Source organism: Rhodovulum sp. HP10 (assembly GCF_047553435.1).
In the GTDB taxonomy this organism is placed as follows: Bacteria; Pseudomonadota; Alphaproteobacteria; order Rhodobacterales; family Rhodobacteraceae; genus Rhodovulum.
The window spans coordinates 1197241-1211422 of the sequence record NZ_CP180201.1 but is presented as its reverse complement, the minus strand read 5'-3'; the positions used below and the strand labels follow the sequence as shown (position 1 = coordinate 1211422).

11 protein-coding genes and 1 pseudogene are annotated in these 14182 nt (G+C 63.8%); 9 read left to right on the top strand and 3 right to left on the bottom strand.

Annotated elements, in window-relative coordinates:
- The 7 genes and pseudogenes from glyS to ACK8CO_RS05595 form a co-directional block, all read left to right on the top strand.
- Positions 1-2238: a glycine--tRNA ligase subunit beta gene (glyS, locus tag ACK8CO_RS05625; protein ID WP_414898463.1), complete on the top strand. Its 2238-nt coding sequence runs from the start codon at positions 1-3 to the stop codon at positions 2236-2238.
- A 74-nt stretch (positions 2239-2312) separates the two neighbouring features.
- Positions 2313-4874 carry a putative PEP-binding protein gene (locus tag ACK8CO_RS05620; protein ID WP_414898462.1) on the top strand — a complete coding sequence of 854 codons (2562 nt, stop codon included), beginning with the start codon at positions 2313-2315 and terminating at the stop codon, positions 4872-4874.
- Positions 4875-5132: 258 nt separating this feature from the next.
- Entirely contained in the window at positions 5133-5732 is a 600-nt protein-coding gene (locus tag ACK8CO_RS05615) for a cell wall hydrolase (RefSeq protein WP_231119219.1), read from the top strand.
- A gap of 96 nt (positions 5733-5828) precedes the next feature.
- Complete coding sequence (locus tag ACK8CO_RS05610) at positions 5829-6779, top strand: dihydroneopterin aldolase (RefSeq protein ID WP_080617940.1); 951 nt, start codon at positions 5829-5831, stop codon at positions 6777-6779.
- Between the two features lie 39 nt (positions 6780-6818).
- Complete coding sequence (gene folP, locus ACK8CO_RS05605) at positions 6819-7838, top strand: dihydropteroate synthase (protein ID WP_414898461.1); 1020 nt, start codon at positions 6819-6821, stop codon at positions 7836-7838.
- Positions 7831-9174 (top strand): phosphoglucosamine mutase, encoded by a 1344-nt coding sequence (gene glmM / locus ACK8CO_RS05600; protein ID WP_414898460.1) that lies wholly within the window; start codon positions 7831-7833, stop codon positions 9172-9174. The genes folP and glmM overlap by 8 nt, the downstream gene beginning before the upstream one ends.
- 54 nt (positions 9175-9228) lie before the next feature.
- A pseudogene (locus ACK8CO_RS05595) lies at positions 9229-9558 on the top strand (transposase); the annotation flags it as partial.
- Positions 9559-9589: 31 nt separating this feature from the next.
- On the opposite strand, the gene ACK8CO_RS05590 reads toward ACK8CO_RS05595, so the two are convergent.
- The 3 genes from ACK8CO_RS05590 to ACK8CO_RS05580 form a co-directional block, all read right to left on the bottom strand.
- A protein-coding gene (locus ACK8CO_RS05590; RefSeq protein WP_414896501.1) for an IS3 family transposase occupies positions 9590-10743 on the bottom strand; the annotation gives its coding sequence in 2 pieces (ribosomal slippage) (positions 9590-10491 and positions 10491-10743; 1155 coding nt in all).
- A 51-nt stretch (positions 10744-10794) separates the two neighbouring features.
- The gene (locus tag ACK8CO_RS05585) at positions 10795-11592 is read right to left on the bottom strand and encodes a hypothetical protein (RefSeq protein ID WP_414898459.1); all 798 of its coding nucleotides are present in this window, start codon (positions 11590-11592) and stop codon (positions 10795-10797) included.
- Positions 11593-11777: 185 nt separating this feature from the next.
- Positions 11778-12029 carry a hypothetical protein gene (locus ACK8CO_RS05580; protein WP_414898458.1) on the bottom strand — a complete coding sequence of 84 codons (252 nt, stop codon included), beginning with the start codon at positions 12027-12029 and terminating at the stop codon, positions 11778-11780.
- A 76-nt stretch (positions 12030-12105) separates the two neighbouring features.
- On the opposite strand from ACK8CO_RS05580, the gene ACK8CO_RS05575 reads away from it, so the two are divergent.
- Positions 12106-13416 (top strand): serine/threonine protein kinase, encoded by a 1311-nt coding sequence (locus ACK8CO_RS05575; RefSeq protein WP_414898990.1) that lies wholly within the window; start codon positions 12106-12108, stop codon positions 13414-13416.
- Positions 13413-14126 carry a PP2C family protein-serine/threonine phosphatase gene (locus ACK8CO_RS05570; protein WP_414898457.1) on the top strand — a complete coding sequence of 238 codons (714 nt, stop codon included), beginning with the start codon at positions 13413-13415 and terminating at the stop codon, positions 14124-14126. Before ACK8CO_RS05575 ends, ACK8CO_RS05570 begins: the two co-directional genes overlap by 4 nt.
- Positions 14127-14182 lie beyond the last annotated feature (56 nt).

Sequence of the window (14182 nt, the reverse complement as noted above, 5' to 3'; positions counted from 1 at the left end):
ATGCCCGACCTTCTGATCGAACTCTTCTCCGAGGAAATTCCGGCCCGCATGCAGGCCGGGGCGCGCGAGGCGCTGCGCCAGCGGGTGACCGACGGGCTGGTCGATGCCGGTCTGAGCTATGCCCATGCCCGCGTCTGGTCGACGCCGCGCCGTCTGGTTCTGGCCATCGAGGGGCTTTCGGCCCGCAGTCCCGACCTGAAGGAAGAGCGCAAGGGCCCCCGTGTCGATGCGCCGGAAAAGGCGCTCGCAGGTTTCCTGCGCGCGACCGGGCTGACGCAGGACCAGCTTCAGGCCCGCGACGACAAGAAGGGCCGGGTCTGGGTCGCGCTGATCGAGAAGCCCGGCCGCGACGCGCCCGGGATCGTGGCCGAGGTGCTGGAAGGCGTGATCCGCAATTTCCCCTGGCCCAAGTCGATGCGCTGGGGCGCGGGCAACCTGCGCTGGGTGCGCCCGCTGCACTCGATCCTGTGCCTGCTGACCACCGAGGCCGGGGCCGAGATCGTGCCGCTCGAGATCGACGGCATCCGCGCGGGGGACACCACCCGCGGCCATCGCTTCATGGCGCCCGAGCCGTTCCGGGTGACGGGCTTCGAGGATTACGCGGTCAGGCTCAAGCGCGCGAAGGTCATGCTCGATCAGGACGAACGCGCCGAGCAGATCTGGCATGACGCCACCAACGCGGCCTTCGCCCAGGGTCTTGAGGTGGTCGAGGATAGGGGCCTTCTGACCGAGGTCGCGGGGCTCGTGGAATGGCCCGTGGTGCTGATGGGCGCCATTGGCGAGGCCTTCCTGGACCTGCCGCCCGAGGTGCTTCAGACCTCGATGAAGGAGCATCAGAAGTTCTTCTCGGTCAGGGACCCGAAAACGGGGCAGATTGTTCGATTTGTGACAGTCGCGAACCGGGAAGCCGCCGATAACGGCGAGACCATCCTCAAGGGCAACGGAAAAGTGCTATCCGCGCGCCTGTCGGATGCGGCCTTCTTCTGGGGCAACGACCTTGCCGTTGCGAAGGCCGGCATGGAGAAGTGGCGCGAGGCGCTGACCCATGTGACCTTCCAGAGCGCGCTGGGGTCTCAGGCCGACCGGATTGGGCGCATCGCCGCGCTGGCCCGTGAGATCGCGCCGAAGGTTGGCGCCGATCCCGATCTGGCCGAGCAGGCGGCCAAGGTCGCCAAGCTCGATCTCGCCTCGCAGATGGTCTATGAATTCCCAGAGCTTCAGGGCCTGATGGGCCGCTATTACGCGGCGGTTGCGGGCCTGCCCGCCGAGGTCGCCGAGGCCTGCGCGCTGCATTACAAGCCCCTCGGCCCTTCCGACGAGGTTCCGATCGCGCCGGTGTCGGTCGCCGTGGCGCTGGCCGACAAGATCGATACGCTGACCGGCTTCTGGGCCATCGACGAGAAACCCACCGGGTCCAAGGACCCCTTCGCGCTCCGCCGTGCGGCGCTGGGGGTGATCCGGCTGATTGTATCGAACGGCGTGCGCCTCCAGCTTGAGGGCTTTCTGGATTGGCGTCTAAGTCATTTCATGGACGTGACTAAAGTGTTTCCATCCTACGGGGCGGAAGAAGCCGCAGCGGCTCTCAGGAAATTCCAAACTGATAAGCCCTGGGTGAGCCGGCATTTGTCAGAGCTGGCAGATGAAATCGAAGGCCAGAATAAGGAACATGATAGGCTTCGAGCCGATTACCTGCGTGATTTCAGCGGCAAATCTTCCGACCTCCTCTCCTTCTTCCATGACCGGCTCAAGGTCCACCTGCGTGCCGAGGGCATCCGGCATGACGTGATCGACGCCTGTCTGGCCATGCCCGGCAATGACGACCTGACGCTGCTGGTCCGGCGGGCCGAGGCGCTGCAGGCGGTGATCGGCACCGAGGATGGCGAAAACCTGGTGCAGGGCTTCAAGCGGGCCAACAACATCCTGACCCAGGCCGAGGAAAAGGACGGGGTCGAATACTCGTTCGGGGCCGACCGGAAATTCGCCGACGACCCGGCCGAGCAGGCGCTTTTCGATGCGCTCGACGCGGCCGAGGCGGTCATCGGTCCGGCGATGGAGGCCGAGGATTTCGCCGGGGCCATGGCCGCCATGGCCGCGCTTCGGGGGCCGGTCGATGCCTTCTTCGAGGCGGTGCAGGTCAATTCCGACAACGAGATCATCCGCCGCAATCGGCTGAACCTTCTGCACCGCATCCGGACGACCTGTGGGCGCGTGGCCGATCTGACCCGGATCGAGGGCTGAGTGCCGCGTCGTGACGCTTTGCTTGTCAGACGCCGTCATCGGCGTATGCTGCAGCAGGGGGGAAGGATGCTGCGGTGCGGAAACTCACGGATATCGTTGACTTTACCGAGATAACGCCGGAGGCGGCCATTGCCGCCGACCGCCATGGCGGGCGGGCCAAGTGCCTGCAGCGGCTGGTGCGTATCGACCTGCCGGTGCCGCGTACCGTCGCGCTGTCCTTCGAGGCCGTGCACCGGATCGCGCTGGGCCAGATGCCCGATGCTGAGGCGCTGCTGGCGGTCTTCGGGGCGGCGCCTCTGGTTTCCGTGCGGCCCAGCTCGCAGGACCCCGACTGGGGCGGGCCGGCTTCGATCCTGAATATCGGCATGAACGACGCCCGCCATGCCGCGCTGTGCGAAAGCCATGGCGAGACCCCGGCCAATGCGCTCTATCTGCGGTTCATCCAGGCCTATGCGGTCCATGTCGCGCGGCTCGATCCCGATCTGTTCGAGGCCGAGGAATGCTCGTCCGAGGCGGTGAGGGCGGCCCTTGCAGCCTATGCCGAGGAAACCGAAGAGCGGTTTCCGCAAGACCCGGCGCGGCAGTTGCTGGAGGTTCTGCGCTCGATGGCGCGGGCCTGGGAGGGCACGACGGCGCGGCTTCTGCGCCAGGCCAAGGGCGCGCCGGCCGAGGCGGGGCTGGGGCTTGTGGTGCAGCAGATGGCGCTGGGACTGGGGCCCGGGGAAAGCGGCTCGGGGGTGATCCAGTTCGTCGACAGCACCACCGGACAGCGGCGCATCACCGGGCGCTATCTGGCGCAAAGTCAGGGGCGCGATGCGGTCAGCCGCCAGAAACAAGCGCTGTTCCTGACCCGCGATCCGCGCGGCCCGGCGCTCGAGGATCGCTGCCCCGAGCTTTTCACCCGGCTCAAGCGGTATGGCGAAACCTGCCGGATCAATCTGTGCGAAGAGATGCAGATCGAGTTCACCATCGAGGCCGGGCGGCTTTGGGTGCTGGACGCGGTACGGGTGCAGCGCAGCGCGCGCAGCGCGGTGCGGATCGCGGTGATGCTGGCCGATGAGGGGATCATCGCCCGCGAGGAGGCGCTGGCCCGGATCGAGCCCCGCGCGGTCAGCGAGCTTCTGCACAGCCAGGTCGACCCGGGCGGGCGGCGGCAGGTGATCGCGCAGGGCATTGCCGCGAGCCCCGGCGCGGCGGTGGGGCGGCTTGTCTTCGGCTCGGCCGCGGCGCAGGCCAGTGCCGCGCGCGGAGAGCCCTGCATCCTGGTGCGGCGCGAGACCACGCCCGAGGATATTCGCGGCATGCATGTGGCGGCGGGGGTGATGACCGAGCGTGGCGGCATGACCAGCCATGCCGCCGTGATCGCGCGCGGGCTGGGGGTTCCCTGCGTCGTCGGCGTCTCGGACATGCGTCTGAACCGTCGCGACGGCGTGTTGATCACATCGGACGGGCGCAAGCTGCATGAGGGCGATATCGTCACGCTTGACGGCACCAACGGGCAGGCGCTGCTGGGCGAGGCCAAGATGCTGCCGCCCGCGCTCGACGATGCGTTCCATGCGCTGATGGGCTGGGCCGAGGCGGCCTGCGATATCGGCATCCGCGCCAATGCCGACACCCCAGCCGATGCCGAGACCGCGCGCCGGTTCGGTGCTGACGGGATCGGGCTCTGCCGCACTGAACATATGTTTTTCGAACATGACCGGCTGACGGTCATGCATGAGATGATCTTTGCTGCCGGCCCCGAGGACCGCAGCACGGTGCTGGAGCGGCTGCTGCCGATGCAGCGCAGCGATTTCATCCGGCTTTTCGAGATCATGCAGGGGCTTCCGGTCTGCATCCGGCTGTTCGACCCGCCGCTGCACGAGTTTCTGCCGCAGTCGCGCGAGGGGATCCACGGGCTGGCCGAAGCGCTTGGCCTGCCGGTGTCCGACGTGACCCGACGGGTCAAGGCCTTGTCCGAATTCAACCCGATGCTGGGCATGCGCGGGGTGCGGCTCGGGATCGCCGTGCCCGAGATCTATGACATGCAGGCCCGGGCCATCTTCGAGGCCACGATCGAGGTCAGCCGCAAGGGGCAGCCGGTGGTGCCCGAGATCATGATCCCGCTGGTCTCGGCGATGCGCGAGGTCGAACTGGTCAAGACCCGGATCGACTCGCTCGCTGCCGCGGTGCGGACCGAGCGCGGCGCCGATTTCGCCTACCGGCTTGGGGTGATGGTCGAGACGCCAAGGGCCGCGCTTCGGGCTGGCGATATCGCGCAGCATGCCGCCTTCCTCAGCTTCGGGACCAACGATCTGACCCAGATGACCTATGGGCTGTCGCGCGACGACGCCGGGCGTTTCATGGGGTCCTATGTCAAGCAGGGGGTCTTTGCCGAAGACCCGTTCCATGTGCTCGATACCGAGGGCGTGGGCGAGCTTCTGAGCATCGGCGCCGAACGCGGACGGCAGGCCCGGCCCGAGGTCGTGCTGTCGATCTGCGGCGAACATGGCGGCAATGCAGATTCGATTGCCTTCTGTCGCCAGGCCGGATTCGACTATGTTTCCTGCTCGCCGTTCCGGGTGCCCGTTGCGCGACTTGCCGCCGCACAGCTGGCGCTGGGCACAGCGCGACGCCCAAAACATGGGCGCTATTGAATCAACGGCTTGGTTGCCAGTTTTCGCGTCAGAAGCGAATTTTTCTGCAGGACGGCAATCATCAAATTAATCGCCTAATGATTGCAAAATGGGCCCTCGGATGGACATTTAGGCCCTTTGAGGGTAGAGGCCCGCCCCAGGGTCATGTGAGGGCCCTGGCCAGCGATGAGGGGCAGAATGGGTCGGGTAAATGTTCGGGTCGCAGGTATTGCGGCAGCTACAGCCCTGCTTTTGGTCGCTCCGGCGGGCCAGTCGGAGATGACGGGATCGCAGTCGAACGATCCGACAGCGGTTCTGGGCGACAATCTCGCCCGGCTTCTCGGCGCCGAGCGTGCGGGGCTTCAGAGGCTCGGTTCGCGCCGGATCAACCGCCTCGCCACCTCCCCGACAGTCCGCGATGCCCGGCGCTATGACCCGAAATGGCTCGATGCCCAACCCGCTGCCAAGGGCGGCGACTCCTGGACCTGCCTGAGCGAGGCGCTTTATTTCGAGGCCCGCGGCGAGACGGTGAAGGGTCAGTTTGCCGTGGCCGAGGTGATCCTGAACCGCGTCGCCTCGCCGCTTTACCCCGACAGCGTCTGCGGCGTGGTGCATCAGGGCAGCGGCAAGCTGCATGGCTGCCAGTTTTCCTATACCTGCGATGGCCGCGCCGAGCGTATCTCGGATCAGCGGGCCTATCGGCGGCTGGGCAAGATCGCGCGCCTGATGCTTGATGGCGCTCCGCGGGCGCTGACCGGCGGCGCCACCCATTACCACAATCGCAGCGTCGATCCGGGCTGGGCGCGACGCCTGCCGCGGACGGCCTCGATCGGCCAGCATCTGTTCTACCGTCAGCCTGCTGCCGTCGCGGCCAACTGAAGCGCCCGCCCCGTTGCATCCCGTATCATCCGGCCGCCGGGCTGTTCGTCGCGCCCGTTTCCGCCTATGAGGAAAGCCAGCATGCCGGAGACCCAGATGACAGATGACATCCGCCTTGCCTTTGCCCATCCTTCTGAACGGGCCGAGGCCATGGATCCGGCCCGGCCGCTGCGCGACCGGATCTCGCTGCGCGACCATGTCGCCGAGGTCGAGATCGGGGCCTTTCAGGCCGAGCGCGGCTCGACCCAGCGGGTGCGGTTCAATGTCGTGGTCGAGGTCCGGCCGCATCCGGCGCCGCTGGACGACGATGTCGACCGGGTGCTGTCCTATGACATGATTGCCGAGGCGATCGCGGCCGAACTCTCCTCGGAACGGCTGAACCTTCTCGAGACCCTGGCCGAGCGGGTCGCCGAGCGCATCCTGGCCGCGCCGCAGGCGATGCGGGCCTATATCCGGATCGAGAAGCTCGACCGCGGGCCCGGCGCGCTCGGGGTCGAGATCGTGCGCGACCGTGCACCCGATCTGCCGCGCCCGGTGCCGGTGGCGGCCGAGCCCGAGCCCTCGGTCGCGCCGCTTGTCGTGTTCCTGACCAATGCCGCACTGGCCGCGCCCGAGCTGCCCGCCTGGCTCGACCGCTGGCAGGCCGGGGGGCGGCCGCTGGTCCTGTGTGTCGGGGCGGCCGAGACGCCCGCGCCGCAGGCGACGGCGCCGCTGGTCCAGCGCCGGATCGATCTGCTGGCCATCGAGCAGAATGCCTGGGTACTGGCCGGGCGCGATCCGCGTTGCGTGGTGCGCGGCAGCCGGACCGAGATCGACTGGGCGATGAAGCATGGCCAGATCAGCGTCTGGGCGCCCTCGAAGATCGTGCTCGACGCGGTCGAAAGCCCCTCTGCCGAGCCGCATGACGCGCTGGCCCTTGCGCTCTGGTTCGCAGCAGGGCTGCACGCCGAGACGGTACTGGTCATTGGCGAGGATGTCCCCGAGCATCCCGCGCCCGGGCTCGATGTGCGCTATGTTTCGCCCGGCGCCGCGGGAGGCGCGATCTGACGGGTTGCCAAGCGCCCCGGCTTGGCAGATCAACGCTCCATGAGCAGCTATTTCCGTCCCATCGTACAGACCGATCCCGCCCGCCCCTCCGAGGCTCTGACACTGGCCGGAGGTTGGGGCTGGTTCGCAATGGCCGAGATGCTGGAGCGGGGCGAGCCGCCGCGGCTGGTCCCGGCGCGCGCGATCCCCGAGGACTGGCGCCTCGCGCTGACCGCGCCGCGTCCGGCTGTCGCCGGGCTGACCATGGACCGCCCGCGGCTGATGGGCATTCTCAACGTCACGCCCGACAGCTTTTCCGATGGCGGGCAGCATGACCGGCCAGAGGCGGCGCTGGCCCATGGCCGGGCGCTGTCCGAACATGCGGACATTCTTGATATCGGCGGCGAATCGACCCGCCCCGGCGCGGCCGATGTCTCGGTCGCCGAGGAAATCGAGCGCACCGCCCCCGTCATCGCGGCGCTGCGTGCCGCCGGGGTCAAACGGCCGGTCTCGATCGACACCCGCAAGGCGGCGGTGGCCGAGGCCGCGCTCGCGGCCGGTGCCAATATGGTCAATGATGTCGCGGCGCTGGGCTTCGACCCGGATCTGGCGGGGGTGACAGCGCGGGCGGGCGCGGCGGTCTGCCTGATGCATGCCCAGGGCGACCCGGCCACGATGCAGGACGACCCGCACTACGATCACGTGTTGCTGGACGTCTATGATTTCCTCGTCGAGCGGGTGCGGGCGGCGCTGGCGGCCGGTATTCCGGCCTCGCGCATCGTCGTCGATCCGGGCATCGGCTTCGGCAAGAGCCTGGCGCATAACCTGGCGCTTCTGCGCGGGATCGCCCTGTTTCACGGGCTGGGCTGTCCGGTGCTGCTGGGCGCGTCGCGCAAGCGCTTCATCGGCACCGTCGGCGGTGCCGAGCTGGCGGCGGCGCGGGGGCCGGGCTCGGTCGCGGTGGCGCTGGCCGCCATCGCGCAGGGCATTCAGATCGTGCGGGTGCATGACGTGGCCGAGACCCGACAGGCGATGCGGCTCGACGCGGCGGTCAAGGGGCTTGAGGTGGGCCATGACTAGACAGATCTTCGGCACCGACGGCGTGCGCGGTCGCGCCAACAGCCATCCGATGACGCCGGACATGGCGTTGCGCCTGGGGCAGGCGGCGGGGCGCTATTTCCGCACCGACGGGCTGAACCGGCACCGGGTGGTGATCGGCAAGGACACGCGCCGGTCGGGCTACATGCTGGAAAACGCGCTGACCGCGGGGCTGACCTCGACCGGCATGAACGTTTTGCTGCTGGGACCGGTGCCGACGCCTGCGGTGGGCTTTCTGACCCAGTCGATGCGCGCCGATCTCGGCATCATGATCTCGGCCAGCCACAATCCCCATGAGGACAATGGCATCAAGTTCTTCGGCCCCTCGGGCTTCAAGCTGTCGGACGAGGCCGAGGCCGAGATCGAGGCGATTCTTGCCGGCGAGATCGCGCTGAGCCAGCCGGCCAATATCGGCAGCGCCAAGCGGATCGATGACGGGCTCTGGCGCTATGGCGAATTTCTCAAGACCACCTTCCCGCACGGGCTGCGGCTTGATGGGCTGAAGGTGGTGGTCGACTGTGCCAATGGCGCGGCCTATCGGGTGGCGCCGACCGTGCTGTGGGAACTCGGTGCCGAGGTCGTGCCCGTGGGCACCGATCCGAACGGCTTCAACATCAACCAGAACTGCGGCTCGACCCATACCGATACCGCGGCTGCGGCGGTGGTGGCCCATGGCGCCGATCTGGGGATCTGTCTGGACGGCGATGCCGACCGGGTGATGATCATCGACGAGACCGGGGCGGTGGCCGATGGCGACCAGATCATGGCGCTGTTTGCCGAACGCTGGGCCGCCCAGGGGCGGCTGCGCAATGGCACGCTGGTCGCGACGGTGATGTCCAATCTCGGGCTCGAGCGGCACCTGGCGGCGCAGGGGCTGCGGCTGGAGCGCACTGCGGTCGGCGACCGTTACGTGGTCGAGGCGATGCGCAAGGGCGGATGGAACCTCGGCGGCGAACAGTCCGGCCATATCGTGATGACCGATTATTGCACCACCGGCGACGGGCTTCTGGCCGGGCTTCAGTTCCTGGCGGCGATGGTCGAGACCGGGCGTCCTGCCTCGGAGCTTGCGCGCCGGTTCGACCGGGTGCCGCAATTGCTGAGGAATGTCCGCTATGCCGCCGGGGCCGACCCGCTGGCCACTGCGCCGGTGCAGGCGGCGATTGCCGCGGCCGAAAAGCGCCTGAACGGGCATGGGCGGCTTCTGATCCGCAAATCCGGGACCGAACCGCTGATCCGGGTCATGGCCGAATGCGAGGATGACGCACAGCTGATCGAGGTCGTGGGCAAGGTGGTCGCGGCTGTCGAACAGGTGGCCTGAGCCGCCTCGGTGGCCTCCCTTCCGCGGCCGGGGCCTGTCTCGGTCGCGCGCCCCGGATGGGGTTGGTACTATCTGAGCACCATCCTAGACGACTTCAGCCGATATGTGATCGCTTGGAAGCTCTGCAAGACCATGCGGGTCGAAGATGTCACTGACACGCTCCAACTCGCGCTGGAGGCGTCCGGTTGCGACCAGCCGACCGTGCAACACCGGCCACGACTTCTCAGCGACAACGGCTCGTCCTACATCGCAGGCGATCTCGCAACCTGGCTGGAAGACAAGCAGATGGAGCATGTGCGCGGAGCCCCCAACCATCCGCAAACACAGGGCAAGATCGAACGCTGGCACCAGACCCTGAAGAACCGCATCCTGCTGGTGAGCTACTCCCCATCGGTTGGACAGTATCTGGCGTAATTTAAGCTACTCTTTGCACCTGCTGATCGGGTTTGTTGATATCATTTCTCTGCCAATAAACCAGCGCCGGTGGCTTGCCGCCGAGGGCTGAGTGAGGACGCTGGTGGTTGTAGAAGGTCATCCATTTCCGGATAGCCCCTTTCGTCTCTGATCCGGTCTCCCAGGCATGCAGGTAGACGCATTCGTATTTCAGGGTTCGCCACAGCCGCTCGATGAAGATGTTGTCGAGGAATCGGCCTTTCCCATCCATCGAGATGCGCACACCGGATCGGCGGAGCCGGTCGGTCCAGGCGAAGGACGTGAACTGGCTGCCCTGATCCGTGTTCATGATCTCGGGCGGGCCGAACTTGTGGATGGCCTCGCTCAGTGCTTCGACGCAGAAGTCGGCCTCCAGGGTGTTCGAGATCCGCCAGGATAGAACCTTGCGCGTGTGCCAGTCCATGATCGCTATGAGGTATAGGAACCCGCGGCGCATGGGCAGGTAGGTGATGTCCGAGCACCAGACCTGGTTCGGACGATCCACGTGCAGCCCTTTCAGAAGGTAAGGATAGGTCTTGTGTCCTTTCGCCGGCCTGCTCGTGTTGGGCTTCTGGTAAATCGGCATCAGCCCCATGAGGCGCATTAGCCGGCGTATTCGCTTCTCGTTCACGAGATGCCCGTCATTGCGCAGGTGCCAGGTCATCTGGCGGACACCGAAGAACGGCGTCTCCAGGAACTGCTCGTCGATCTGCCGCATCAGGCCGAGGTTCTGTGCGGTCTCTCCCTTCGGCTCGTAGTAATAGGACGAGCGCGCAATCGACAGCAGCCTGCACTGCTGACCGATGGACAGCTGAGGATGGTCAGGCTCGATCATACCGCGCCTCACTTCCCGCCCCAGGGCTTCAGCTTTCGTTCCAAAAAAGAGTTGGCCACCGCCAGCTCCCCGATCTTGGCGTGGAGCTCCTTCACCTGCTCCTCGTCGATCTCGGGTCTCTTGCGGCCGCCGCGCTCGAACACGCCGGACGCGCCTTCGAGCAGGGCGCGCTTCCATTGATGGATCATCGTCGGATGCACTCCGAACCGGCTCGCCAGCTCGGCCGCCGTCTCTTCACCCTTCAGGGCTTCCAGCGCGACCTTCGCCTTGAACTCAGGCGCGTGCTGCTTGCGTTTCGACATCTCTGATCTCCTTCTCGTCGAAGATCAGCAGACTGCAAATCGTAGCTTACGTCACTGTCCGAATTTCGGGGGGTAGCTCAGCGTGTCCAGTAGACCGGAGCGCGAGATCTCCATGAAGAGCTTGTCGATATAGCGCAGCTGCCAAGCGTTGGCACTTCCGTACTTCGCAATGCAGAGCGCCGAGATCCTCTGATTGATCTCAAGGCATTGCTTGGGACTTGGAATGTCTGAGACGTGGAGTTCATCCAGCAATTCGACCGCTTCGCATGTCCTGACAAGGTGCAGATCCGGCTTCGCGGCCAATCCGACATCGGTCAGCGCATGCAGGATGCTGATCGTGCCCCACCCTTCGCCGAAGGCTTTACGCAGTGTACTGACGACATCGTCAAGCGGCTGCCCGAGAAACGCCTTGAAGGGGGACTTCTCTGGCATGGACCGGAGGCCGATGGCGGCGCCCTGAATGCGATACAACCGGTACCGGGCCGTGCGTACCTCTTTCCCGATCCGGCCGGCCAGGCTGCCCTCCAGGCCATAGCTGTCATTCGACATGCCCTTGCCAAGCTTCGTCACACGGAATGTGGCGTCTTCTCCGCCCCATTCAGCCAGGGCGTTGGAGACAAAGGGCCTGAGCTGTTCGGCCCAACGGTCAGCAACTGCGACTTTTGCATTGGCGTATAGAGGCTTGTCCCAGATCCGGGACCAGATATCGGAGCGGCTCGCGGTCTTCGGGTCAAGCACGGTGTCCGCGAGACCTTTTGCCTCCTCGATGGCATCCGGAGCAAATGAGCCAAGCCGCGTCTCAAGAACGTTCACACGCTCGACGATCCTTTGAAGCTTTTCCTGGTCCATTTCGCCATTTCCTACACTCGTTCCGGTACCGTCCTACCCTTGCGTCTACCCGTCAGTCCTTTCAAGGGCGGCCAGGGAGAAATTCCTGAAACCACGGCAAGTTGGGCCGTACTGCGGAAGCTTTCTGGCGCGCCGGATCGGGCTGCAGGGTGAATATCGACCCAGTCCGCGATCCGGGGGCAAACTCAATCCACCACATCCGCCAGCTTCCGCAACGCCGCCACATAGACCCGCCCCTCGTCCGTACCCGCACCGTCCCAGATCAGCACCGTCTGCCCCCACAGCGCGCCCCAGATCGCCGCCTGCTGCCAGCGGTCGAGGTGGCCGAGGTAGCCTTGCCAGCGCATCCAGTTGGTGACCGCGGCGCGGGCCTTCTCCTCCTCGCTCCGCAGGTCCAGGTCATCGTCGCCGCTGATCTCGAACCGCTCGATCAGCATCTCGATCTTGGCCGTTCTCGCGTGACCGAGCTTTCATCAGGCAAGCCGCAGGAGCCTTCACGCTAAGAATTATAAAATCGGCGCCCTGCTGGGCCGAGGCGGTTTTGGCAACGTATATGATGCCTTCGATGATGCGGGGAACGAGTATGCAGTAAAATACTTCGCAGAAAATCAGCCGATGCCCTCGGAAATTCTTGAAAATGTGCGTAAGCGTTTTGTAAAAGAAGTTCGCATTCAGAAGAGTATAGAGCATGAAAATATCGTTCCGATCCTTGAGGCGTGGGAAGGTGAAAATCTTTGTTATCTCATGCCAAAGACAACCTGTGGTCTAGCAGATGAGATTGAAAAGGATAAGGGTGAAGTTGCAAGCAGGTATATGGATATCATTTCCGACATTTCTGCCGCGCTAGGCCATTTGCATTCCATGCAAATTTATCACCGCGATCTTAAACCCCAGAACATTCTGAGATTCGATGTGGCGGACGTCGGGGTGCAATATAAAATCAGTGACTTTGGGTTGATCTCGCTAAGAGAGAGCAATCTGTCGAATTTAACATCGACAGGAATGCGCAAAGGCTCAGATGCGTATACGGCTCCAGAAATAACTCAGAAGCTTTCAACAGCGGTTCCGCAAACCGATGTTTACTCCCTTGCATGCATTCTCCATGATATCGTCGACGATGGAATCCGTGTCCCTTGCGGTGTGATAAAAAGCGAAACTAGCTTTGCCGACATCTTTGCGGTTGCGACGCGTTCCGATCCCAAAGGCCGCTTCCCAACTGCAAAGTCTTTTGTCGACGCTGTGGCCGCAGTCGCATTTTCGGTGAGCACTCCAACTGTCCCTGCATTCGAAGACATTGCAAACAGCCTTGGAACTGCGGCTGAAGATGATCCAATTTTCTGGAATGCGGTGTGGGGCGCCTTGTCTTCCGAGGATGAAGCCGTATTGAGATTCATTTTTTCAAAGTTGGGCGATTGTTCTCTCGAGAATGCGATCCGCACCTCTGGTGAGGTTGGGCAAAAAATCTATGGAGCATTCTGCAATTGGCTTGCGTCTCGTCGAGACTTTCCATTTGAATGCTGTGACGTCCTGTGTAATCGAATTCGTCGCTGTTTCGACGAAGTCGACTTTGAACGTCGCTTCCGAGGTTGCTATGCTCTATTGTGTCTTGGGACATCTCACAACCGCTGGTTTGTCGAAAGATGCTTCATGGCTGCGCTGGGCCCCAACATAGATGATGCATTTGCGGGTAGGGCAGCGATCGAGTTTAGAGTGCTAGATAAAGATATCTGCGCTAAAATCGCTCACCTCAAACAATCTATCAACGCAGACATGGGTCAGTTCCATCCTGTGGTGTCGCAGGCAATCAGCGAAATTTGCTCATGAGCATGGAGTGCTTTTCCATTTCGGATGCCGGGCCCAGACCTCAAAATGAAGACTGTGCGAAGGCTTGGACGCTCGATGATGGATCTATCGGTCTAGCCGTCGCTGACGGCTTGGGTGGTCGTGGAGCTGGTGCCGCCGCATCGGAGCTGGCTCTGAGATATCTCTCTGAGCACGTCAAGGCGTTGCCTGGGAGCTCGCAGCAACTCGTGGAGCTATTCTACGAAATACATAGTGAGATAACCGCCAAACAGAAAAGTTCTCAGGAACAACGTTTCATGGCGACAACGCTCACAGCTGTTTTTCTTAACGAGCGAAAACTCATTGGTGCCCACGTCGGGGACACACGGGCCATGCTTGCTCGTGGACGGGGGATTAAGAAACTGACTAGCGATCATTCTGAGGCTCAGCGGCTGCTGGATGAAGGGAAAATCGACAAAGAGCAGTTCGTGAGCTATCCGCGCAAGCATATTCTAGAAAGCGCCTTGGGGGCGGAGGATCGGCCAAGAGTTGATCCCCTGGACTTTGATCTGTGCGAAGGAGATCGGGTTTTTGTTACCAGTGACGGGTTCCATGCCAAGCTGCCTCTGAGGCCCATGCTTGCTGTCTCTAAAGAATTCTCTGATCCAAAGTCATTTGCTATCAAGGCGTGTGATTTGGTTCGCATGCGAAAGCCAGAGGACAATTTCTCAATCGCCGTTTCGTATGTTTGACTTTGGCGCTTTTTCATTGATCCCAAGCCGCGCCTAGCCTGAAGGGCCGCTCTGAG